The sequence below is a fragment of the Streptomyces sp. NBC_00442 genome (genome assembly GCF_036014195.1).
Lineage (GTDB): Bacteria > Actinomycetota > Actinomycetes > Streptomycetales > Streptomycetaceae > Streptomyces.
Genome location: NZ_CP107918.1, coordinates 4,331,847 through 4,353,339 on the forward strand (window position 1 = coordinate 4,331,847; position 21,493 = coordinate 4,353,339).

A 21,493-nucleotide genomic window follows, 5' to 3' on the forward strand; every position below is an offset into this window, starting at 1 on the left:
GCAATCTGACGGAGCATCAGATGTGCGGAGGGGACCTCATGACCGAACTGCCGCGGATCGTCAGCGTCGACGACCATGTGATCGAGCCGGCCCATCTCTTCGACGTCTGGCTGCCCGCCAAGTACCGCGAGCGCGGGCCGCGTCCGCTCACCGCCGGGATCGGCGAACTGGCCTATGTGGCAGGCAAGTACCAGATCACGATGGACCCGGACGGACCGCCCACCGACTGGTGGATCTACGAGGACCTGAAGTTCCCGTACAAGCGCAACATCGCCGCCGTCGGCTTCGACCGCGACGACATGACGCTGGAAGGCATCACCCGCGCCGAGATGCGGCGCGGCTGCTGGGATCCCAAGGCGCGCCTGGACGACATGGACCTCAACCACGTCGAGGCCTCGCTCTGCTTCCCCACCTTCCCGCGCTTTTGCGGCCAGACCTTCGCCGAGGCGCACGACAAGGAGGTCGCCCTCGCCTGTGTCCGCGCCTACAACGACTGGATGGTCGAGGAGTGGTGCGGCGACAGCGGGGGCCGCCTCATCCCGCTGTGCATCATCCCGCTGTGGGACATCGACCTCGCCGTCGCCGAGATCCTGCGCAACGCCGCGCGCGGGGTGCGCGCGGTGACGTTCTCCGAGATCCCCACGCACCTCGGCCTGCCGTCCATCCACTCCGGCTACTGGGACCCGTTCTTCGCGGTCTGCCAGGAGACCGGCACCGTCGTCAACATGCACATCGGCAGCAGCTCCCAGATGCCCGCCGCCTCCCCCGACGCGCCGCCCGCCGTCCAGGCCTCGCTCAGCTTCAACAACGCGATGGCCTCGATGATGGACTTCCTGTTCAGCGGCGTCCTCGTGAAGTTCCCCACCCTCAAACTCGCCTACAGCGAAGGCCAGATGGGCTGGATCCCGTACGCCCTGGAACGCGCCGACGACGTGTGGGAGGAGCACCGGGCCTGGGGCGGGGTGCGCGATCTGATCCCCGAGCCGCCGTCGACGTACTACTACCGGCAGATCTTCTGCTGCTTCTTCCGCGACAAGCACGGGGTGGCCTCCCTGGACGTGGTCGGCCGCGACAACGCCACCTTCGAGACGGACTACCCGCACGTCGACTCGACCTTCCCGCACACCAAGGAGGTGGCCCTCGACCACGTCAAGGGCCTCGACGACGAGACGGTCTACAAACTGATGCGCGGCAACGCCATCCGCATGCTCGGCCTCGACCTCGACCGCGCCCGCTGATGGACCTCACCTACAGCGAGGAGGAAGAGGCCTTCCGTGCCCGGCTGCGTGCCTGGCTGAGCACGGCCCTTCCCGAACTGCCGCCCAGACCCGACCCGTTGGACTGGCCGGCGCGACGGGCGTACGACACCGCATGGCAGCGGATGCTGTACGACGCCGGGTACGCGGGCCTGCACTGGCCCGAGGAGGCGGGCGGCCGGGGCGCCACGCCCACCCAGCACCTCATCTACCTGGAGGAGACCGAGAAGGCGGGCGCGCCCTACGTGGGCGCCAACTTCGTCGGGCTGCTGCACGCCGGACCCACCGTCGCCGCCGAGGGCACCCCCGGGCAGCGGGCCCGCTGGCTGCCGCCGGTCCTGCGCGGCGACGAGATCTGGTGCCAGGGCTTCAGCGAACCCGACGCGGGATCCGACCTCGCGGCGCTGCGCACCCGCGCGGTCCGCGACGGCGACGACTACGTCGTGACGGGCTCCAAGATCTGGACCTCGCACGCCGAAGTCGCCGACTGGTGCGAACTGTTGGTGCGCACCGCGCCCATCGCCGAGGACACCCCCAAGCACCGGGGCATCACCTGGCTCGCGATGCCGATGGACGCGCCCGGCATCACGGTCCGCCCGCTGCGCACCCTCGCCGGCTCCGCCGAGTTCGCCGAGATGTTCCTCGACGAGGTACGGGTCCCCGTCGCCAACCGGGTCGGCGCCGAGAACGACGGCTGGCGGGTCACCATGGTGACGCTCTCCTTCGAACGCGGCACCGCGTTCGTGGGGGAAGTGGTCGCCTGCCGCAGGACGCTCGCCGAACTCGCCAAGACCGCGCAACGCAACGGCAGCTGGGACGACAACGCCGTGCGGCGCCAACTGGGGCGACTGAACGCCGAGTTCACGGCCCTGTGGCGGCTCACCCAGTGGAACGTCAGCGCGTCGCAGCGCGGCGGGGGCGTACCGGGCATCGGGGGCTCGGTCTTCAAGCTCCGCTATTCGCACGCACGTCAGGAGCTGTACGACACCGCCGCCCGTGTCCTTGGTCCCGGCGCGCTCGACCTCGCCCACGACTGGACCCTGGACCGTCTCTCCTCCCTCTCCTACACCATCGCCGCCGGCACCTCGCAGATCCAGCGCAACATCGTCGCCGAGCGCATCCTCGGCCTGCCCAAGGGGCGCTGATGGACTTCCAACTCACCCCGGACCAGATCGCCTTGAAGTCGGGCATGCGCGACCTGCTCGCGGCGCGCTTCGACCGGGAGGCGCTGCGGGCGGCCGTGGAACGGCCCGGCCTCGACCGGTCGCTGTGGCGGGCGCTCGGCGATGCCGGGTTCTTCGCACTGCGGCTCCCCGAGAGCCGGGGCGGCGTCGGGCTCGGACTCCCCGAGGCGGTGCTGGTGTTCGAGGAGGCGGGGCGGGCGCTGCTGCCCGGCCCGCTGGTGGCCACCCATCTGGCCGCCGGCACCGAACCGGGCGCGGCGGACGGCGAGTCGGTGGTCACCTGGGCGGACGGCCCGCTCACCGCCTGGCTCGACGAGGCCGACCACGTATGGGGCGACACCGAAGGCGCCGTCCCGCTGCGCTCCGTCGACCCGCTGACCCCGCTGCACCGCACGCGCGGAACCCGTACGCATGTGCCCGAAGCGGCCCTGCTCGCCGCGGCGGAACAACTCGGCAGCGCGTCGCGCACCACCGAACTCGCCGTCCAACACGCCAAGGAGCGCATGCAGTTCGGACGGCCGATCGGCGCGTTCCAGGCCGTCAAGCACCTCTGCGCCGACATGCTCGTACGGACCGAGGTGGCGCGCGCCGCCGTCTACGCGGCGGCCGTCACCGAGGATCCCGACGAGATCGCCGGAGCCAAACTCCTCGCCGACGACGCGGCCGTGCGCGGCGCGCGCGACTGCCTCCAGGTCCACGGCGGCATGGGCTTCACCTGGGAGGCCGATGTGCATCTGCACCTCAAGCGGGCCTGGGTGCGCGCCGAGCAGTGGCAGTCGGCGGACGAGGCGGCGGAGGTCCTGGCGCGGTCGCTGTAGGGCGGCGCGGGACCCCCAAGGGGCCGCCGCCGGGCGCCCGGCCGGGCCGCGGCCGGCGCACCGGGCGGTCACGGTGCGTGGACAAGGGCGGCCCGGCGCACCCGTCGCGAGCCGGAGTCGGGGGCGCTCTCCGGTACTCTCCGTGGGATGCGAGTGGTGGTGTGGCGCGGTCCTCCCGGTGTTGCCAGTGCGGCGGCTCCGGGCCCGGGAACGCGCGCCGCCCGCACCGCACGGGCGCGTCGTACGCGCTCCCGTTCGGTTCCCCGCAAAGTGAGCCGCACAGTATGCACCACGCATACTCCTTCGCGCTGGAATATGCCCGAAGCGCTTGTTGCGGTGACTGTACGTCAACCATGCTGTCTCCCGGGGGAATCACGTTCCGTGACCCCGATGGTGGTCCCTGTGAGGCGCGAGGCGATGTGTCCGCCGGTTCGGATGGTGTGAACGGTGCAGGTGCTTCAGGTTCAGTTGGAGGTCGGTCCCGATCCCGCCGAGGTGGGCCGGGCCCGCAGGTGGGCCCGTTCCAGGCTGGCGGGCTCCGGAATAGGGCTCGATGAGCCGGTCGCCGAGACGTTGATCCTGCTGATCTCGGAGCTCGTCACCAACGCCGTGGTGCACACGGGCTGTCCGGCGGTCCTGCGGATGCTGCTCGGGCCCGCCGAGGGCGGCACCGTGCGCGTCGAGGTCGCCGACGCCAGCTGCCGGCCGCCCGAGCCGCGGCACGCGCAGGGCGACGACACCAACGGCCGGGGCCTGGAACTCGTCGACGGTCTCGCCGACCGCTGGGGCTGGCGGGCCGAGGACGGGGGCAAGGCCATCTGGTGCGAGGTGGACCGCGCCGCGCCCGGCATGCCGTCGGCGCCGGAGCGTTCGGGGCACTCGGGGCTCAAGGAGCACCCGAGGCGCATGGACGGGGCGTGCGAGAGTGCGACGTATGTGCCCCCACGCGCTGTCATCAATCGGGCATAACCGGCAAATCCTTCAGTGGGTGTTGACGGGTGGTGGCGCGCTGATCACCCTGGGACGAGCGATTCGTCGCGAGGGGACGCCGAGGACACTGCACGGCCTCGGCGAGTGCGGGTCGTGGCGCGGCGTCGGCTTCACCAGGGCGACGCTCCCCCCGGGGTCGGGGGAGCGGAGCGGGCACGCCGCTGCCGGGGTGGCGGCGACGGTGCCGCGCTCGGGGCGCGCACGCGGCGCCGCCACCCGCGAGGTCCCCGGGCCGCGGCCGTGGGGCCCCCGCCCGGCCGAGGGTGTGGCGGCCCCGCCCTGCCGCCGGGTGGAAGGCGCGCGCCCGCTACAGGACGGCCACCGGGGCGACCGGGGTCCCCGTACCGCCGACGAACGGCTCCGGCATCGCGCTCAGCAGGAAGGCGTACCGCGACGCCTCCGCGCAGGCCGTCGACAGCTCCTCCAAGTTCCAGTTCTGGCCCTGGAGCATCCCCATCTCGACCAGGTCGAGCGCGTGCACCGGCAGCCACAGGTCCTCGATCTCCGGCGGGAAGATCTCGAACGTGAGGGTGTCGTTGGCGACCGCCGCGACGTCCCGCGCGTGGAACCACTCGGGCGTACGGATGGACAGCCCCGGTGAGGGATAGCCGTAGCCGTGCCTGTCCCCGGACAGATACACCTGCATCTGTCCGGTCCGTACGAGAACGACGTCCCCGGCGCGCACGGTGACCCCCGCGAACTCCTCGGCCTCCGCCAGATCCTCCGGGGTGACCGCGTGGCCGCCCGCCAGGCGGTCGAGGCCCTTGGCGCGGGCCACGTCGAGCAGGACGCCGCGCGAGAGGAGGTGGCGGGGCTTGTCGATGCCGCTGAACTCGGCGCCCCCGTGCGCGGTGATGGTGGCGGCGGGCCGGCCGTTGTAGATCTTCCCCGAGTGCGAGACGTGGGTCAGTGCGTCCCAGTGCGTGGCGGCCTGGAGCCCGAAGGTCACCGCGTCGTCGCTGCACGCGACCGTGCCGGGGCCGAAGAGTTCCTGGTTGATCTGGACCATGGTGTGCAGCGGATTGACCCGGCCCGGGATGACCCCGGTCTGCACGCCGTCCTGCCGGAGCGGCAGCGCCAGCGGGACGCGGCGCCCGCTGCGGACGCTCGCGGCGGCCTCGCGCACGACGGCCCCGGTGACGAGGTTGAGGGTGCCGATCTCGTCGGCCTCCCCCCAACGCCCCCAGTTGTTCACGCGTTTGGCGATCTCGTGGAACTCGGGCGGCAGTGACATACGCGTCCCTCCCGGGGGCTTGTGGTGGAGTATCCGACCGGTCATAGAATCTAACGGTCCGTCAGAAACCGCGGGAAGGGGCCGGACGTGGGGAACTTCTTGGCAGGCAAAGTCGTCGCCGTGACGGGGGCGGGCCGTGGCATCGGCCGCGCCGTCGCACACGCCGCGGCCGCCGAAGGGGCGAAGGTCGTCGTCAACGACTACGGCGTCTCGATCGAGGGCGGCGAGCCGAGCAGCGAGATCGCGGACGGGGTGGTGAAGGAGATCCTCGCGGCGGGCGGCGAGGCGGTGGCCGTCGCCGACGACATCTCGACGATGGCGGGCGGTCAGCGCATCGTGGACACCGCGCTCGCCCGGTACGGGCGGATCGACGGAGTGGTGTGCGTCGCGGGCATCCTGCGCGAACGCATGCTGTTCAACATGGGCGAGGAGGAGTGGGACCCGGTGCTCGCCACGCACCTGAAGGGCACGTTCACCGTGTTCCGGGCGGCCTCGGCGGTCATGCGCAAACAGGGCTCGGGCACGCTGATCGGCTTCACCAGCGGCAACCACCAGGGCAGCGTCGCCCAGGCCAACTACAGCGCGGCGAAGGGCGGCATCATCTCCCTGGTGCGCAGCGCGGCGCTCGGCCTGCACAAGTACGGCGTGACGGCCAACGCGGTGGCGCCGGTGGCCCGCACCAGGATGTCCGCGAACGTGCCCATGGAACTGAAGGAGATCGGTTCGCCCGAGGACGTGGCGGCGCTCGTGGTCTACCTGCTGTCCTCCCGGGCCCACGAGGAGGGCATCACCGGGCAGGTGTACACGATCGCGGGGCCCAAGATCGCGGTGTGGGCGCAGCCGCGGGAGCTCCGCGCGGGGTACGCGGAGGGTTCCTGGACGCCGGAGCGCATCGCGGACTTCCTCCCCGGGACGGTCGGGGTGGACCCCATGCCGCTCCTGGCCCAGCTGGAAGCGATGGCCCAAGCCGCCTCCAACGCCACCCGCCCCAACACCTAACCCCCCGGGCCTCCGCCCCGGACCCCGACGCGTTTTCCCACCCACCCGCCCGTGCGGCGAATTGAGAGGCTCGGCCCCCTGGGGCTCCGCCCCAGACCCCGTTCGCGCCTAAAGGGCGCTCGTCCTCAAACTCCCCCAAGGCCTTAAGGGCCAGGGGGGACCCCCATGACGGGCTGAGGATGCCCATGCGGGCCGGCACCGAGTGGTTAAGGGGCGCGGGGAACTGCGCGGGAAGCGAGCACGGCCCGCAGACGAACCAGGGTTTCTAGGGGCGCGGGGAACTGCGCGAGACGCGAGCACGGTCCGCAGGCGAAAGCGGGGTTGGGGGCGCGGGGAACTGCGCGAGACGCGAGCACGGTCCGCACCCGAACCAGGGTTTTTAGGGGCGCGGGGAACTGCGCGAGAAGCGAGCACGGTCCGCACACGAAGGCGGGTTTCAGGGGCGCGGGGAACTGCGCGGGATGAGGAGGCACCGGCATCATGGACTTCGGCTTCGGCCCCGCCGACACCGCGTTCCGCGAAGAGGCAAGAGCCTGGCTCAGGGCGCATGCGAGCGTGCAACCGCAGGCGTGGGAAAGGGAGTTGGGCCGGGCAGGATGGATCGGCATGGGATGGGCCGAGGCGGCGTACGGGAACCGGACGGCCAGCCTCACCCAGCAGGTCGTCTGGGCGGAGGAATACGCCCGCGCCCACGCCCCCACCCGCACCGGCCACATCGGCGAAAACCTCCTCGCCCCCACCCTCATCGCCCACGGCACCCCCGCCCAGAAGGCCCGCTTCCTGCCCCCGATCGCCCGCGGCGAGGAGCTGTGGTGCCAGGGCTACAGCGAGCCCGGCGCGGGCTCCGACCTCGCCGGCATCCGCACGACGGCCCGCCGCGACGGCGTTAACGGCGCCAACGGCGGTAGCAAGGGGGGCACTTACCGCGTCACCGGCCAGAAGATCTGGACCTCGCTGGCCCACGAGGCCGACTGGTGCTTCGTGCTGGCCCGCACCGAGGAGGGCTCGCGGCGCCACCACGGCCTCTCCTTCCTCCTCGTGCCGATGGACCAGCCCGGCAGGATCGAGGTCCGGCCGATCCGGCAGATGACCGGGACCAGTGAGTTCAACGAGGTGTTCTTCGACGGGGCCGAGGCCCGCGCTGAGCACCTGGTGGGCGGCGAGGGCAACGGCTGGCAGATCGCCATGGGCCTGCTCGCCCTGGAGCGAGGGGTGTCCACACTGGCCCAACAGATCGGCTTCGCGGCCGAGTTGGAGGGAGTCGTCGCACGGGCAGTCGCCGGATCAGGTCCCCTCGATCCCGCCCTGCGCGCCCGCATCGCCGCGCAGTGGGCCGAGCTGAAGGTCATGCGCTGGAACGCCCTGCGCACCCTCGGCGGCGCCGACGACGCCGGGGCGCCCAGCGTGGCCAAGCTGCTGTGGGGCGGCTGGCACCGGCGGCTCGGGGAGCTGGCGATGGCCGTGCGGGGCGCGGCCGCCACCGTCGGACCGTACGACTGGGACGGCGCGTCGCGACCGTACGAACTCGACGCGCTCCAGCACCTGTTCCTGTTCTCCAGGGCCGACACGATCTACGGCGGCTCGGACGAGATCCAGCGCACCATCATCGCCGAGCGGGTGCTCGGCCTGCCCAGGGAGGTCCGTGTTCCGTGAGAGGTGTCCTTTTCGACGGGAAGCAGAGCCAGGTCGTGGACGATCTGGAGATACGGGACCCGGGGCCGGGGGAGGTGCTCGTGGCCATCGCGGCGGCGGGCCTGTGCCACTCGGACCTCTCCGTCATCGACGGGACGATCCCGTTCCCGGTGCCGGTGGTCCTCGGACACGAGGGTGCGGGCGTGGTGGAGGCGGTCGGCTCCGGGGTCACCCATGTGACGCCCGGCGACCACGTCGCGCTGTCCACGCTCGCCAGCTGCGGCGCGTGCGCGGAGTGCGACCGGGGCCGGCCCACGATGTGCCGCAAGGCGATCGGCATGCCGGGCCGGCCGTTCTCGCGGGGCGGGGCCCCGCTGTACCAGTTCGCCTCGAACTCGGCGTTCGCCGAGCGCACCCTCGTCAAGGCCGTGCAGGCGGTGAAGATCCCCGAGGACGTGCCGCTCACCTCGGCGGCGCTGATCGGCTGCGGGGTCCTGACGGGCGTGGGTGCGGTCCTGAACCGGGCCCGGGTGGACATCGGGGAGAGCGTCGTGGTCATCGGCGCGGGCGGGATCGGGCTCAATGTCCTCCAGGGCGCGCGCATCGCCGGCGCCTCCGTGGTCGTCGCGGTGGACACCAATCCGGCGAAGGAGCCGCTGGCCCGCCAGTTCGGCGCGACCCACTTCCTGCCCTCGGTCGAGGGGGTGCGCGAGATCCTTCCCCGCGGCGCCGACCACGCCTTCGAATGCGTGGGCCACCCGGCCCTGGTGCGCGCCGCCGTCGACCTCCTGGACCGGCACGGCCAGGCGGTCCTGCTGGGCATGACCGCCCCCACGGTGGAGGCGGCCTTCCTGCCCGCGGAGCTCTTCCTCGACAAGTCCATCCTCGGCTGCCGGTACGGGAGTTCACGCCCACAGCGCGACATCCCCCGCTACTGCGATCTGTACCGCACGGGGGCCCTGCTGCTCGACGAGCTCGTCACCAGGACGTACCCCGTCGAGGACTTCACCAAGGCGGCGGAGGATCTGCACGAGGGGCGGGTGGCGCGCGGCGTGCTGACCTTCTAGCTCCCGGGCCGGCCCGCCGTCCCCGTGCGGAACGTGCGCCGGTAGGCGGTCGGCGGGACGCCGAGGGCCGCCTGGAGGTGCTGGCGCAGCGAGGTCGCCGTGCCGAAGCCCGCCGCGCGCGCTATCGCGTCGACCGAGAGGTCGGTCGATTCGAGGAGCTGGCGTGCGTGTTCCACGCGCTGCTGGGTGAGCCACTGGCCGGGGCTCAGGCCCACTTCCTCGCGGAAGCGGCGGGTGAAGGTGCGGACCGACATCGCCTCCTGTTCGGCCATGTCGCGCAGCTGGATCGGCTCGTGCAGGCGGCCCAGCGCCCAGGCGCGGGCGGCCGTCGTCGTCGCCACCTGGGGTTCGGGGACCGGACGTTGGATGAACTGGGACTGGCCTCCGGCCCGGTGCGGGGGGACCACCGTGCGCCGGGCCACGTCGTTGGCGACGGCCGAGCCGTGGTCGCGCCGCACGATGTGCAGACACAGGTCGATCCCGGCGGCGACCCCGGCCGAGGTCAGCACGTCGCCGTCGTCGATGAACAGGACCTCCGGGTCGACGTCCACGGCCGGGAAGATCCGCTGGAAGTGCTCGGCGCAGGCCCAGTGCGTGGCGGCGGGGCGCCCGTCGAGCAGCCCGGCCGCGGCCAGGACGTAGCCGCCGGTGCAGATCGCCACCATGCGGGTGCCGGGGCGTACGAGGGCGAGGGCGGCGGCCAGTTCGGGGGTGAGGACACCCTCGTCGAAGACCGGCCCGAGTTCGTAGGACGCGGGGACGACGACCGTGTCCGCGGTGGCCAGCGCCTCGGGGCCGTTCTCCACGAGGACCGAGAAGTCCGCGTCGGTGCACACCGGGCCGGGCGGCCGCACCGAGCAGGTGACCACCTCGTACAACGGTCCGCGCACCGGGTCCTTGGCCCGGCCGAAGATCCGCTGCGGGATGCCCAGTTCGAAGGGGAGCAGCCCGTCGAGCGCGAGCACCACGACCCGGTGCGGCCGCGCGTCCTCAAGGGCGCCGTCGCCGCCACGACCACGGGCACGAGCCGGATCCATCGCGCTCTCCTCCCTGCTGTTCGGTGGTGGTCCCGCCGTCCAGTGGTGGTATAGACCATCACCTGGTACATCTGCCATCTTGTGACGGACAAGTCTGCAAGCGCCCAGGACATTCCCCCGGCGGCATCCCCAGCGATATCCCCGGCGACATCCCCAGCGATGGCCTCAGCGGCGGCCCCGCCGTTGAACGCGCTGCCCGCGCCCGGCCCGCAGCTGTGGAATCACCAATTCCGGCTCTTCTTCACGGCTCGCACGGTCGCCCTCTTCGGCGACGGCATGGTCCCGGTCGCGCTCGCCGCCGGGCTGCTCGGCGCGGGCCGCCCCGCCTCCTCCGTCGGCTACGCGCTCGGCGCCTGGATGGGGCCGTTCGCCGCGCTCGTCCTGTTCGGCGGCGTGCTCGCCGACCGCTTCACCCCGCGCCGGATGATGGTCGTCGCGGACGCCCTGCGGCTCGTCGGGGCGAGCGTGCTCGCCGTCTCGTTCATGGTGCTCGACGGCGGCCCGCCGCTGTGGGAGGTGTACGCCCTGAGCGCGCTTTCCGGCGTCGGCGCGGCCCTCTTCCAGCCGGGCGTCGCCTCGACGGTGCCGCGCATCGCCACCGACGTTCAGCGCGCCAACGCGGTACTCGGCGTCTCCGAGGCCCTCATGGGCATGGCGGGCCCCGCCTTCGCGGGCGCGGTCGCCGGGCTGTGGGGCGCGGGCGCGGTCTTCGCCGCGAACGCCGCGACGTTCGGCGTCAGCGGCATCTGCCTCTTCCTGCTCAGGCTCGGCGCGGCCGGGGCGAGCGACGTCCCGCGCGGCGGCTTCGGCGCCGAACTGGCCGGGGGATGGCGGGAGTTCAGGGCGCGCACGTGGCTGTGGGGCGTCATCACCGTCTGGACGGTGTACGGCCTGACCGTGCTCGGCCCCGCGACCCCGCTCACCGCGGTCCTGGTGACCGAGGGCCACGGCGCCGGAACGTATGGCGCGCTCATGGCCGTCAACGGTGCGGGCAGCGTCCTCGGCGGCCTGCTGGCCCTGCGGCTGCGCCCCGCCCGGCCGCTCGCGGCGGGCGCGCTCGCCCTCCTCGGCGTATCCGTCGCGCTGCTCTCGCTCGGGCTCGACCTGCCCGTGGCCGCCCTGGGCGCCGGCCAGTTCACGCTCGGCGCGGCCTTCGCGTTCTGGCTGGTGATGTGGTCCACGACCGTCCAGACCCAGGTGCCGCCCGAGGCCCTGAACCGGCTGCACGCCTACGACGTCGCCGGATCCCTGCTGATGCTCGCGGCCGGACGGGCGCTGGCCGGCCCGGTCGCCGAGGCGTTCGGCGCCGAGAAGCTGCTGCTCGTGGGGGCCGGCCTCAACGTCGTGGCGGTCGCGGTCCTCCTCGCCGTCCCGGCGATCAGCGGCCTGCGGCGCGTCGGAAGCGGGGTGGGCTGAGGAGGCGGGCCCTCTGGGGGCGGGTGGCGGGTGGGGCGGGGCGCGAGGGGGGTGTTGGCCCGATCCCTGCGAAGGGTGGCCTCTGGGCCACTCGTACGGCCGGAACCGTACGGCCACGCTGGATGACGTGACCCAGACAACCGACAGCCCCGTCGCCGTCCCCGCGCCGCCCCGCAAGGCCGAGCCCAGGATCCACCGCGCGTGGTTCGTCGCGGCCGTCGCCTTCGTCACGATCATCGGAGCCGCGGCCTTCCGCTCGCTGCCCGGACTGCTCATCGACCCCCTGCACCAGGAGTTCCACTGGTCGCGCGGCACGATCGGCGCCGCGGTCTCGGTGAACCTCGCCCTCTACGGACTGACCGCGCCCTTCGCCGCCGCGCTGATGGACCGGTTCGGCATCCGCAAGGTCGTAGCGGTCGCCCTGACCGTCATCGCGGTGGGTTCCGGGCTCACCGTGTTCATGCACACCGCCTGGCAACTCATCCTCTATTGGGGCCTGTTGGTGGGACTCGGCAGCGGCTCGATGGCGCTCGCGTTCGCCGCGACCGTCACCAACCGCTGGTTCACCGAGCGCCGCGGCCTGGTCACCGGCATCCTCACCGCCGCCTCCGCGTCCGGCCAGCTGATCTTCCTGCCGCTGCTCTCCTGGATGGTCGAGGCCCACGGATGGCGCCCGGCCGCCATCACGGTGACGCTGGCCGCGCTCGCCGTCGTCCCGTTCGTCTGGCTCCTGCTGCGCGACCACCCCGCGGACGTCGGCCTCGCACCGTACGGTTCTTCGGCCGAGTACGTCCCCAAGCCCGCCCCCGTCACGGGAGCCGCCCGCCGCACCCTCACCGTCCTCGTCAAGGCCGCCCGCACCGGGCCGTTCTGGCTGCTCGCCGGCACCTTCGCGATCTGCGGCGCCACGACCAACGGCCTGGTGCAGACCCACTTCGTACCGGCCGCCCACGACCACGGCATGCCGGTCACCGCGGCCGCGGGACTCCTCGCGGTCGTCGGGGTCTTCGACGTCGTCGGCACGATCTTCTCCGGCTGGCTCACCGACCGCTTCGAATCGCGCCGCCTGCTCGCCACGTACTACGCGCTGCGCGGCATCTCGCTGCTGTTCCTGCCCATGCTGCTCGCGCCCAGTGTGCACCCGCCGATGATCTTCTTCATCGTCTTCTACGGGCTCGACTGGGTCGCCACCGTGCCGCCGACCATCGCGCTGTGCCGCGGGCACTACGGCGAGGACAGCGCCATCGTCTTCGGCTGGGTGCTCGCCTCGCACCAGGTCGGCGCGGCTGTCGTGGCCTTCCTCGCCGGAGTCGCCCGTGACGTCTTCGGCAGCTACGACGTCGTCTGGTACGCCTCGGGCGCGCTGTGCGCGGCGGCCGCGCTGATGGCCCTCGTCATCCGGCACCGCGGCCCGGCCGGGGAACCGCTCGCCGCGTGAGTCCCTCTTCCTCCGTGGAGGCCCTACGGGGCCGCGACCGAGGGGGAGCGTGCCGTGAGACCGAGCGAGAAGGCGGGCGCCGTGCTGGCCGCGGCCCTGCTGTGCGCGACCACGGCCGCCTGCGGCACCGCCCACCCGGGCGCCACGCCCCGGGCCCCGGCGAGCACGGCCCCGGCGACCTCGGCATGCGCCGCCGCCGGCACGCCGGGCGCGGCCGCCGACGGCCCCGCGAGCCCCTGCCTGGCGGAGGGCTGGTCCGACATGACGCGGGGCTTCGTCGACTACTACGCCCAGCACCTCACCAAGGCGGACGACGGGATGTGGCCGTCGGTCGTGGCGGTACGGATGCACCGGCAGGGCGGGAGGGGGAAGGCCGTCGTCACGGTCAACTTCGTTCCGCTGGGCTCGGGCGGCTGGCAGGGGCGCCGGGTGGCGGAGGTGTTCGGGGACTGGCGGGGTGGGGAGTACGGGGACCAGGGGGTCCTCCGGGTGGAATCTCCCACCGGAGCCCTCATCACCGAGCGCCCCTGGTAAGCGCCTGCCCGGATTTGAGGGGCGTGGGGAACAGCGCCCCAGGGGCGCGGGGAACTGCGCCGGACCTCCCTCGCGACAATGGCCGCATGGAATTCCGCCAGCTCCTCCACACCCTCCGCGTCTGGGACGCAACGCTCCCCACCTTCAACCCCGACACCGCCCCCCAAACCCCGCTCCCCCTCTTCCAGTCGTGGCTGACGCACGCCGCCGAAGCCGGCCAGCCCGAGCCGCACACGATGTCGCTCGCGACGGTCGACCCGCAGGGCCGCCCCGACGTCCGCACCCTCACGCTGCACGACGCCGACGACCAGGGCTGGCACTTCGGTTCGCACTCCACCAGCGCGAAGGGACGGCAGCTGGCCGCGCACCCGGAGGCCGCGCTGGCCTTCTACTGGCCGGCGGTGGGCCGCCAGGTGCGGGTGCGCGGCACCGTGACCCCGGCCGGCCAGGACGTGTCGCAGGCCGACCTGCACGCCCGCTCGACGGGTGCGCTCGCGGCGGCCCTGGTCGGCAGGATGAGTGAAGTCCTGGACAGTTTTGAGGAGTTGGAGCGGGCATCGGCGGCAGCCTGGGAACGTGCCCAGGCGGCCCCGGACACTCTCGTACCCACCTGGACCCGTTACGTGCTGGACCCGACGGAGGTCGAGTTCTTCCAGGGCGACGCGCAGCGACGGCACGTACGGCTGCGCTACCGCCGCGAAGGCGCCGCCTGGTCCCGCGAACTCCTCTGGCCCTGACGGCCCGAAGCGGGGCGGTGGCCCCGCACCGGAAGGGTCTGTGCAACCCCCACGCGCAAGCCGGTGCGGGGCCGACCGGGGGCGTTCGCCCGTCAACGGGGGCGCTGGGAGCCCCCGTCCGGCGCGGGGCCGAACACGGGCACGGTCACGCCGTCCTCGGCCCCGGTCCGGAAGCTCACGTACAGCTCCATCCCGATCCGCAATGCGGCCTGGGGGCACCCGACGACCTCGGTCATCATGCGGGGGCCCTCGGCCAGGTCGACGACGGCGGCGACGTAGGGGACGCGGTCGCCGAAGGGCGGCAGGTCGTTGCGGTGCACGACGGACCAGGTGTAGAGCGTGGCGCGCCCTTCGGCCCGGAGCCAGGTCACGTCGTCGCTCCAGCAGTACGGGCAGAACTCGCGCGGGTAGTGGTGCGGGCGGCCGCAGGCGGCGCAGTGGCGGATGAGGAGGCGGCCCTCGGCGGCGGCGTCCCAGTACGTGCGGGTGAAGGCGTCGACGTCGGGCGTGGCCGCGCCGGACGCGCCGGGCCCGGTCATCGGAACAGTCCCATCGCGTCGTCGAGCGACCAGGTCTGCCACGACATGGCGCCGAGGGCGACCAGCGAGATGAGGGCCATCATCGCGTTCTGCCCCTGCTCGGCCCAGTCGTGGATCATCAGGACCAGATAGAGAAGATTGAGCAGGAGCCCGCAGACGAGGGCGACGGGGGTCAGGAATCCGGCCACCAGGCCGAGGCCCAGGGCGAGTTCGGCGTAGACGACCACGTACGCCATCGCCTTCGGGCGAGGGCGGACCACGGCGTCGAAGCCGCTGCGGACCGCGCTCCATTTGTGCTTGGCGGCGACGTCGGACGCCCAGGCGATGCCGGTACCGCGCTCGAACCAGCCCTTCTTGTCCTTGTGCCGCCAGCTCTCCAGCCACCACAGGCCGAGGCCTATGCGCAGGACGGCCAGCCACTCGGCGCCGCCGAGCCAGATCGAGTCCACGCCGGGCCCCTTCCGCGTACGTCTTCCGTGCACGTGTCCGCCTACGTGTTCCGTGCACGTGTCCGCCTACGTGTTCCGTGCACGTGTCCGCCTACGTGTTCCGTGCACGTGTCCGCCTACGTGTTCCGTGCACGTGTCCGCCTACGTGTTCCGTGCACGTGTTCCGTGTACGTGCGTCCCCGTGTTTCTGACGGTACGTCAGTTCAGCGGATCCGGGGGCCGTGCGCAAGGGGCGGGGGCGTGATCAGATCGCAATCCATTCCGGGCTTGACCGAGACCCATCAAGTATTCACAGCGTTACGCTCAGCGTTCATGGTCGACACCACCCACCCCGCGAGCCCCGTCTATGTGATCGGCGCCGGGCCCGGCGGTCTCGCCGTCGCCGCCTCGCTGCGAGCGCGGGGCGTGCGGGCCGTCGTGCTGGAGAAGTCCGACGCCGTGGCGGCGTCCTGGCGGCGCCACTACGACCGGCTGCACCTGCACACCACGCGCCGGCTCTCCTCGCTGCCCGGCCTGCGGATGCCGCGCCGGTTCGGACGCTGGGTCGCTCGTGACGACGTCGTGCGCTACCTGGAGAAGTACGCCGCCGTCCACGACCTGGAGATCGTCACCGGGGTCGAGGTCGAGCGCATCGAGCGCGGCCCGGGGGGCGAGGGGTGGGTGCTGCACGCGACCGGGGGGCGGCGGCTGGTCACGCCGGCCGTGGTGGTGGCCACCGGGTACAACCACACGCCGTATGTTCCCGACTGGCCCGGAGCGCGGACGTTCACCGGCGAGATGGTGCACGCGAGCCTCTACCGCAATCCCGGGTCGTACGTGGGCCGGGACGTCCTCGTCGTGGGGGCCGGCAACACCGGGGCGGAGATCGCGGCCGACCTCGCGGGGGGCGGGGCGGCGCGGGTGCGGCTCGCGGTGCGGACCGCGCCGCACATCGTGCGCCGCTCCACGGCGGGGTGGCCCAGCCAGGCCACCGGCATTCTGGTGCGCCGGCTCCCGGTACGCCTGGTGGACCGGTGTGCGGCGCTGATCGAACGGCTCTCCGTGCCCGACCTCTCCGCCTACGGTCTGCCACGGCCGGCCCGTGGGTTGTACGCGCGGGTGCGCGAGGGGGCGATTCCCGTGCAGGACGTGGGCCTGATCGAGGCGGTCCGCGCCGGGCGGGTCGAACCGGTCGCGGCGGTCGACTCCTTCGACGACGGCAAGGTCGTCCTCGCGGACGGGACGCGACTTTCGCCGGACGCGGTGATCTGCGCGACGGGGTACCGGCGGGGGCTTGAGCCGCTGGCCGGGCACCTCGGGGTGCTCGACGAGCGGGGGCGGCCTCGGGTGCGGGGGGCTCGTACGGTGCCGGGGGCGGCGGGGCTGTACTTCACGGGGTTCACGAATCCGATCAGCGGGATGCTGCGGGAGCTCCGCATCGATGCGGAGCGCATCGCGAAAGCCTTGTCCCGCTGAGTCCGGCACCGCCCGGCCGGCGGGTACGCCCTGCGGCCGGGGCGCGCGCCCTCGTCCACGGGCCGTGGACAGCCGGGCGCGCAGTTCCCCGCGTCCCTCGAAGGGTCGTCTTCAGGGTGCGGGCCGTGGAGGGTTGCCCGCGCAGTTCCCCGCGCCCCTAACCCCGCTTTCGTCCGCGGACCGTGCCCGCTTCTCGCGCAGTTCCCCGCGCCCCTAACCCCGCCTTCGTCCGCGGACCGTGCCCGCGTCCCGCGCAGTTCCCCGCGCTCCTAACCCCGCTTTCGTCCGCGGACCGTGCCCGCTTCCCGCGCAGTTCCCCGCGCCCCTAACCCCGCCTTCGTCCGCGGACCGTGCCCGCGTCCCGCGCAGTTCCCCGCGCCCCTAACCCCGCCTTCGTCCGCGGACCGTGCCCGCGTCCCGCGCAGTTCCCCGCGCTCCTAACCCCGCTTTCGTCCGCGGACCGTGCCCGCTTCTCGCGCAGTTCCCCGCGCCCCTGTAGGGCACCCGGCGCCGAGGGGTCGCGCCCGTCGCGGCGGGGCCGCGCAGTGCTGCAGCCCCGCGGCCCATGGCTACGCGGTGCCGGGCGGAGGCCCAGGGTGGCTGGAAAGGGGGTTTGGGGGTGGCTTGGGGGCGGGCAGGGCTTGCACGCGTCCCACGTACGGGGGCGCTCGCCCCGCAAGGTCCAGGCTTTGCCCGCACACCGGTTCCTGACTGACCGTCAGGTCTGTAATCTGACTGTACGTCAGTTACCACCGGCACGGCTCCATCATGTTGGCCATCGACCCAGGAGCGGGCGGAACGATGCTTGGATCGACTCACGGCACCCTCACGACCGACTTCCGCGCACGGGTGGTCGCCTGCGGCGAACAGCCCGGCCCCGGCGCCGTCCACGGCAGAGCGGCGGGCGAGGGCGACCTGGACGTCAGCGGCCGCCCGCTGTACGCCGACGTACCGGACCTGGACCGGTTCTTCCGGCCCGAGTCCGTCGCCGTCATCGGTGCCTCCGATGCCGAGGGACGCCCCAACACCGGCATCACCCGCCAGCTCGTCGACTGGGCCCAGCGGGTCGGCGCCCGCGTCCACCCCGTCCACCCGACCCGCACCACCGTCTTCGGACTGCCCTGCGTGCCCGCCGTTTCCGACCTGCCGGAACAGGTCGATCTCGCCGTGCTCCTGGTCGGTGACCCCCTCCCCGTCATCGAGGAACTCGCCGAAGCCAAGGTGAAGTTCGCCGTCGCCTTCGCGTCCGGGTTCGCCGAGACCGGCGAGCGGGGAGCCGCCGCCCAGGAACGGCTCGCCGCGGCCGTCAAGCGGTCCGGGCTCCGGCTGCTCGGGCCCAACACCAACCTCAACGCCTTCGAGCGCTTCCGGGACGACCTCGACGGGCCGGCCATCGCCCTCATCACCCAGTCCGGGCACCAGGGCCGGCCCGTTTTCACCCTCCAGGAGCTGGGTGTGCGGCTCTCGCACTGGGCGCCCACCGGCAACGAGGCCGACCTCGAAACCTCCGACTTCATCTCCTACTTCGCCGAACGCCCCGAGGTCGGCGCCATCGCCTGTTACGTGGAAGGGCTCAAGGACGGGCGGGCCTTTCTGCTGGCCGCCGACCGCGCGGCCCGCGCCGGCGTACCCGTGGTGGCCGTGAAGGTCGGCCGCACCGAGGCCGGCGCGCGCATGGCCGCCTCACACACCGGCAAGCTGACCGGCGCCGACGACGTCGTGGACGCCGCCATGCGTCAGTACGGCGTCATCCGCGTGGACGGCCTCGATCAACTCCAGGACACCGCGACCCTGTTGGCAAGGGCCCGCAGGCCGAGTGCCGACGGCGTCGTCGTCTATTCGATCTCCGGTGGCACCGGGGCGCACTTCTCCGACCTCGCCAGCGCCGCCGGGCTCCACCTGCCGGCCCTCTCCGCCGCCAAACAGGCCGAACTCCACGAGTGGATACCGCCCTACCTCAGCGTCGCCAACCCCGTCGACAACGGCGGGCACCCCGTCGGCGACTGGCGCGGCCGGAAAATCATCGACGCGATCCTCGCCGACCCGTCCGTGGGGGTGCTGATCTGCCCCATCACCGGACCTTTCCCGCCCATGAGCGACAAGCTGGCGCAGGACCTGGTGGACGCGGCGGAACAGACGGACAAGCTGGTGTGCGTGGTGTGGGGCTCGCCGCTCGGCACCGAGGCCGCCTACCGGGAGACGCTGCTCGGCTCGGACCGGGTCGCCACGTTCCGCACCTTCGCCAACTGCATCGGCGCCGTGCGGGCCCACCTCGCCCACCACCGGTTCACCACCGGATACCGCTCCCCGTTCGACGAGGCGCCCCGCGTGCCCTCCCCCTCGTTCCGCAAGGCGCAGGCCCTGATGCGCCCGGGTCAGCAGCTCAGCGAGCACGCGGCGAAGCAGCTGCTTCGGGCGTACGGGATCCGGGTGCCGCGCGAGCAGCTCGTGACCAGCGCGGCTGCGGCCGTGCGCGCGGCGGGGCTCGTGGGCTACCCCGTCGTCATGAAGGCCTCGGGCGCCCGCCTCGCCCACAAGAGCGAACTCGGTCTGGTCAAGGTCGGGTTGACCTCGGCCAGCCAGATCCGCGACGCCTATCGCGAGCTGACCGACATCGCCCGGTACGAGGGGGTCGACCTGGACGGCATCCTGGTCTGCCAGATGGTCGAGCGGGGCGTCGAGATGGTCGTCGGCGTCACGCACGACTCGCTGTTCGGGCCCACCGTGACCGTCGGGCTCGGCGGCGTCCTCGTGGAGGTGCTCGGCGACTCGGCCGTGCGGGTGCCGCCGTTCGGCGAGGACCAGGCGCGGGACATGCTCGACGAGCTGCGGGGGCGGGCGCTCCTCGACGGCGTACGCGGCGGGCCCCCGCTGGACGTGGACGCGCTCGTCGAGGTCGTCCTGCGCGTCCAGCGCATGGCCCTCGAACTGGGCGACGAGCTCGCCGAGCTGGACATCAACCCGCTGATGGTGCTCCCGCGCGGGCAGGGCGCCGTCGCGCTCGACGCCCTCGCCATCTGCCGCTGACCCCCACATCATCGCGCGGCCCACCCCGCATCCCCGTACCCCCCTGTCGCCCATACCGGGCCCTCCCCCCCGTACCGGTCCTCGTACTCGGACCCGTGACCCGCCTCGCTTGGAGCCCCTCCATGGACCCCCTGCACTCATTGGTACTGCACGCCACTGACAACGGCGTCTCGTGGATCACGCTCAACCGCCCCGATGCCATGAACGCCGTCACCTGGGACCAGCGCGAACGGGTCATCTCGCTGCTCGGCGCGGCCTCCGCCGACCCTGCCGTACGGGCCGTCGTGATCACTGCCACCGGCAAGGGGTTCTGCGCGGGGGCCGACCTGCGCGGGGCTCCCTCGACCGGGGGTGAACGGGTCGCGGGGGACGTAGCGCGCACCATCCGCCAGGGCGCCCAACGTCTGATCGGCGCCGTACTGGACTGCGAGAAACCGGTGATCGCGGCGGTCAACGGCACCGCCGCCGGCCTCGGCGCCCACCTCGCGCTCGCCTGCGACCTGGTCCTCGCCGCCGAATCGGCCCGGTTCATCGAGGTGTTCGTACGCCGGGGCCTGGTCCCGGACGGCGGCGGGGCCTATCTGCTGCCGCGCCTCGTGGGACCCCAGCGCGCGAAGGAACTCATGTTCTTCGGGGACGCGCTCGGGGCGGCCGACGCCGAGCGCATGGGCCTGGTCAACCGTGTGGTCGCGGATGCCGCGCTCCCCGCCATGGCCAAGGAATGGGCCGAGCGGCTCGCCGCCGGGCCGACCCGCGCCATCGCCCTCACCAAGCAGCTGGTGAACGCCTCCCTGGACACCGACCGCGCCGCCGCGTTCGCGGCCGAGGCCTGGGCCCAGGAGATCAACATGACCACGCGGGACGCCAACGAGGGTGTGGCGGGCTTCGTGGAACGACGCACGCCCAAGTACCGCGGTTTGTAGGGGGGTGTGGGCCGACGGGCGAGTCCCGACCCCCGGCCCACAACACCCATCCCCGGCTCCCGCTTCCCGGCCCCCGCTCCCCGCTCTCCGGGGGTTCTCATCTGACGCATCGTCAGGTTCAATGGGTGACGTGATGGGACACGCAGGGATGGCGGCCACCGTCGTCCGATACCTCAGGTCCGTCGGCGCCGCCACGGTCGCCGAGCCCGTCGAGTTCTTGCCCCGGCCGGATCTTCGGGCCGTCCGGGACGACGAACGGGCGCCCCTCGATCCCGCGCTGTTCCGGCGCGTGCTCGGGCAGTTCGCCAGTGGGGTCACCGTCATCACCGCCGAGGACCCGGGCGGGCCGACCGGCTTCGCCTGCCAGTCCTTCGCCTCGCTCTCCCTCGACCCGCCCCTGGTCGCCTTCATGGTCGCCCGCACCTCGACGACCTGGCCGCGCATCGCGCAGGCCGGGGTGTTCTGCGTGAACATCCTGGGGGCCGAACAGGGCTCACTGTGCAGGGGGTTCGCGGTCAGTGGGGCCGACAAGTTCGCCGGGGTCGCTCATCGTCCCGCGCCGGCGACGGGGTCGCCACTGCTCGACGGGGTGGCCGCGTGGGTCGACTGCCGTGTCCACGCGGTGCACACGGGTGGGGATCACCTCATTGTGGTGGGGCGGGTCGAGGGGCTGGGGGAGGGCGGGGAGGGGGTTGGTCCTCTGCTCTTCCACCGGGGGCGGTTCGGGCAGTTCACCACCTGACCCCGCGGCCCGCCGC

The 21,493-nt window shown here is 72.8% G+C and carries 19 protein-coding genes; 15 read left to right on the forward strand and 4 right to left on the reverse strand.

Features of this window, described 5'->3' with window-relative positions; all coding sequences use genetic code 11:
* Positions 1 to 38: 38 nt before the first annotated feature.
* The 4 genes from OG432_RS19485 to OG432_RS19500 all read left to right on the forward strand — a co-directional run bounded on the left by OG432_RS19485 (position 39) and on the right by OG432_RS19500 (position 4,227).
* On the forward strand, positions 39 to 1,238 hold the full coding sequence (locus OG432_RS19485) for an amidohydrolase family protein (protein ID WP_328312231.1): 1,200 nt from the start codon (positions 39 to 41) through the stop codon (positions 1,236 to 1,238).
* Positions 1,238 to 2,401 (forward strand): acyl-CoA dehydrogenase family protein, encoded by a 1,164-nt coding sequence (locus OG432_RS19490; protein WP_328312232.1) that lies wholly within the window; start codon positions 1,238 to 1,240, stop codon positions 2,399 to 2,401. Before OG432_RS19485 ends, OG432_RS19490 begins: the two co-directional genes overlap by 1 nt.
* Positions 2,401 to 3,258, forward strand: coding sequence for an acyl-CoA dehydrogenase family protein (locus tag OG432_RS19495; RefSeq protein ID WP_328312233.1), 858 nt, complete (start codon positions 2,401 to 2,403; stop codon positions 3,256 to 3,258). Before OG432_RS19490 ends, OG432_RS19495 begins: the two co-directional genes overlap by 1 nt.
* Before the next feature lie 447 nt (positions 3,259 to 3,705).
* Complete coding sequence (locus tag OG432_RS19500; protein ID WP_328312234.1) at positions 3,706 to 4,227, forward strand: ATP-binding protein; 522 nt, start codon at positions 3,706 to 3,708, stop codon at positions 4,225 to 4,227.
* 328 nt (positions 4,228 to 4,555) lie between these two features.
* Here OG432_RS19500 and OG432_RS19505 read toward each other — a convergent pair whose 3' ends face one another.
* On the reverse strand, positions 4,556 to 5,482 hold the full coding sequence (locus OG432_RS19505; RefSeq protein WP_328312235.1) for a cyclase family protein: 927 nt from the start codon (positions 5,480 to 5,482) through the stop codon (positions 4,556 to 4,558).
* 87 nt (positions 5,483 to 5,569) lie between these two features.
* Here OG432_RS19505 and OG432_RS19510 point away from each other — a divergent pair, with 87 nt between their 5' ends.
* The 3 genes from OG432_RS19510 to OG432_RS19520 all read left to right on the forward strand — a co-directional run bounded on the left by OG432_RS19510 (position 5,570) and on the right by OG432_RS19520 (position 9,180).
* Positions 5,570 to 6,481, forward strand: coding sequence for an SDR family NAD(P)-dependent oxidoreductase (locus OG432_RS19510; protein ID WP_328312236.1), 912 nt, complete (start codon positions 5,570 to 5,572; stop codon positions 6,479 to 6,481).
* A 480-nt stretch (positions 6,482 to 6,961) separates the two neighbouring features.
* Positions 6,962 to 8,134, forward strand: coding sequence for an acyl-CoA dehydrogenase family protein (locus OG432_RS19515; protein ID WP_328312237.1), 1,173 nt, complete (start codon positions 6,962 to 6,964; stop codon positions 8,132 to 8,134).
* Complete coding sequence (locus OG432_RS19520) at positions 8,131 to 9,180, forward strand: Zn-dependent alcohol dehydrogenase (RefSeq protein WP_328312238.1); 1,050 nt, start codon at positions 8,131 to 8,133, stop codon at positions 9,178 to 9,180. The genes OG432_RS19515 and OG432_RS19520 overlap by 4 nt, the downstream gene beginning before the upstream one ends.
* Here the strand turns inward: OG432_RS19520 and OG432_RS19525 are convergent.
* Positions 9,177 to 10,217 carry a GlxA family transcriptional regulator gene (locus tag OG432_RS19525; protein WP_328312239.1) on the reverse strand — a complete coding sequence of 347 codons (1,041 nt, stop codon included), beginning with the start codon at positions 10,215 to 10,217 and terminating at the stop codon, positions 9,177 to 9,179. The genes OG432_RS19520 and OG432_RS19525 overlap by 4 nt on opposite strands.
* A 159-nt stretch (positions 10,218 to 10,376) precedes the next feature.
* Here OG432_RS19525 and OG432_RS19530 point away from each other — a divergent pair, with 159 nt between their 5' ends.
* The 4 genes from OG432_RS19530 to OG432_RS19545 all read left to right on the forward strand — a co-directional run bounded on the left by OG432_RS19530 (position 10,377) and on the right by OG432_RS19545 (position 14,342).
* Complete coding sequence (locus OG432_RS19530; protein ID WP_328312240.1) at positions 10,377 to 11,633, forward strand: MFS transporter; 1,257 nt, start codon at positions 10,377 to 10,379, stop codon at positions 11,631 to 11,633.
* Between the two features lie 127 nt (positions 11,634 to 11,760).
* Positions 11,761 to 13,071: an MFS transporter gene (locus OG432_RS19535; protein WP_328312241.1), complete on the forward strand. Its 1,311-nt coding sequence runs from the start codon at positions 11,761 to 11,763 to the stop codon at positions 13,069 to 13,071.
* A 54-nt stretch (positions 13,072 to 13,125) separates the two neighbouring features.
* Positions 13,126 to 13,605, forward strand: coding sequence for a hypothetical protein (locus tag OG432_RS19540; RefSeq protein WP_328312242.1), 480 nt, complete (start codon positions 13,126 to 13,128; stop codon positions 13,603 to 13,605).
* Between the two features lie 86 nt (positions 13,606 to 13,691).
* On the forward strand, positions 13,692 to 14,342 hold the full coding sequence (locus tag OG432_RS19545; RefSeq protein WP_328312243.1) for a pyridoxine/pyridoxamine 5'-phosphate oxidase: 651 nt from the start codon (positions 13,692 to 13,694) through the stop codon (positions 14,340 to 14,342).
* 92 nt (positions 14,343 to 14,434) lie between these two features.
* On the opposite strand, the gene OG432_RS19550 is transcribed toward OG432_RS19545, so the two are convergent.
* Positions 14,435 to 14,881, reverse strand: a complete 447-nt coding sequence (locus tag OG432_RS19550; protein ID WP_328312244.1) for a Zn-ribbon domain-containing OB-fold protein — start codon at positions 14,879 to 14,881, stop codon at positions 14,435 to 14,437.
* Positions 14,878 to 15,330, reverse strand: coding sequence for a DoxX family protein (locus tag OG432_RS19555; RefSeq protein ID WP_328312245.1), 453 nt, complete (start codon positions 15,328 to 15,330; stop codon positions 14,878 to 14,880). Before OG432_RS19555 ends, OG432_RS19550 begins: the two co-directional genes overlap by 4 nt.
* Positions 15,331 to 15,642: 312 nt before the next feature.
* Here OG432_RS19555 and OG432_RS19560 point away from each other — a divergent pair, with 312 nt between their 5' ends.
* The 4 genes from OG432_RS19560 to OG432_RS19575 all read left to right on the forward strand — a co-directional run bounded on the left by OG432_RS19560 (position 15,643) and on the right by OG432_RS19575 (position 21,477).
* Positions 15,643 to 16,785, forward strand: coding sequence for a flavin-containing monooxygenase (locus tag OG432_RS19560; RefSeq protein WP_328312246.1), 1,143 nt, complete (start codon positions 15,643 to 15,645; stop codon positions 16,783 to 16,785).
* Positions 16,786 to 17,586: 801 nt separating this feature from the next.
* Entirely contained in the window at positions 17,587 to 19,812 is a 2,226-nt protein-coding gene (locus OG432_RS19565; protein ID WP_328312247.1) for an acetate--CoA ligase family protein, read from the forward strand.
* A 122-nt stretch (positions 19,813 to 19,934) separates the two neighbouring features.
* Entirely contained in the window at positions 19,935 to 20,735 is an 801-nt protein-coding gene (locus tag OG432_RS19570; RefSeq protein WP_328312248.1) for an enoyl-CoA hydratase/isomerase family protein, read from the forward strand.
* A 148-nt stretch (positions 20,736 to 20,883) separates the two neighbouring features.
* Complete coding sequence (locus OG432_RS19575; protein ID WP_328315161.1) at positions 20,884 to 21,477, forward strand: flavin reductase family protein; 594 nt, start codon at positions 20,884 to 20,886, stop codon at positions 21,475 to 21,477.
* Positions 21,478 to 21,493: the final 16 nt, after the last annotated feature.

Bases quoted from the DNA above. Each gene is read 5' to 3' on its own strand.
- OG432_RS19575 (WP_328315161.1), top strand. From the start codon at position 20,884: ATGGCGGCCACCGTCGTCCGATACCTCAGGTCCGTCGGCGCCGCCACG.
- OG432_RS19545 (WP_328312243.1), top strand. From the start codon at position 13,692: ATGGAATTCCGCCAGCTCCTCCACACCCTCCGCGTCTGGGACGCAACG.
- OG432_RS19490 (WP_328312232.1), top strand. From the start codon at position 1,238: ATGGACCTCACCTACAGCGAGGAGGAAGAGGCCTTCCGTGCCCGGCTG.
- OG432_RS19525 (WP_328312239.1), bottom strand. From the start codon at position 10,217: ATGGATCCGGCTCGTGCCCGTGGTCGTGGCGGCGACGGCGCCCTTGAG.
- OG432_RS19550 (WP_328312244.1), bottom strand. From the start codon at position 14,881: ATGACCGGGCCCGGCGCGTCCGGCGCGGCCACGCCCGACGTCGACGCC.
- OG432_RS19530 (WP_328312240.1), top strand. From the start codon at position 10,377: ATGGCCTCAGCGGCGGCCCCGCCGTTGAACGCGCTGCCCGCGCCCGGC.
- OG432_RS19515 (WP_328312237.1), top strand. From the start codon at position 6,962: ATGGACTTCGGCTTCGGCCCCGCCGACACCGCGTTCCGCGAAGAGGCA.
- OG432_RS19495 (WP_328312233.1), top strand. From the start codon at position 2,401: ATGGACTTCCAACTCACCCCGGACCAGATCGCCTTGAAGTCGGGCATG.
- OG432_RS19505 (WP_328312235.1), bottom strand. From the start codon at position 5,482: ATGTCACTGCCGCCCGAGTTCCACGAGATCGCCAAACGCGTGAACAAC.
- OG432_RS19565 (WP_328312247.1), top strand. From the start codon at position 17,587: ATGCTTGGATCGACTCACGGCACCCTCACGACCGACTTCCGCGCACGG.
- OG432_RS19570 (WP_328312248.1), top strand. From the start codon at position 19,935: ATGGACCCCCTGCACTCATTGGTACTGCACGCCACTGACAACGGCGTC.
- OG432_RS19560 (WP_328312246.1), top strand. From the start codon at position 15,643: ATGGTCGACACCACCCACCCCGCGAGCCCCGTCTATGTGATCGGCGCC.
- OG432_RS19485 (WP_328312231.1), top strand. From the start codon at position 39: ATGACCGAACTGCCGCGGATCGTCAGCGTCGACGACCATGTGATCGAG.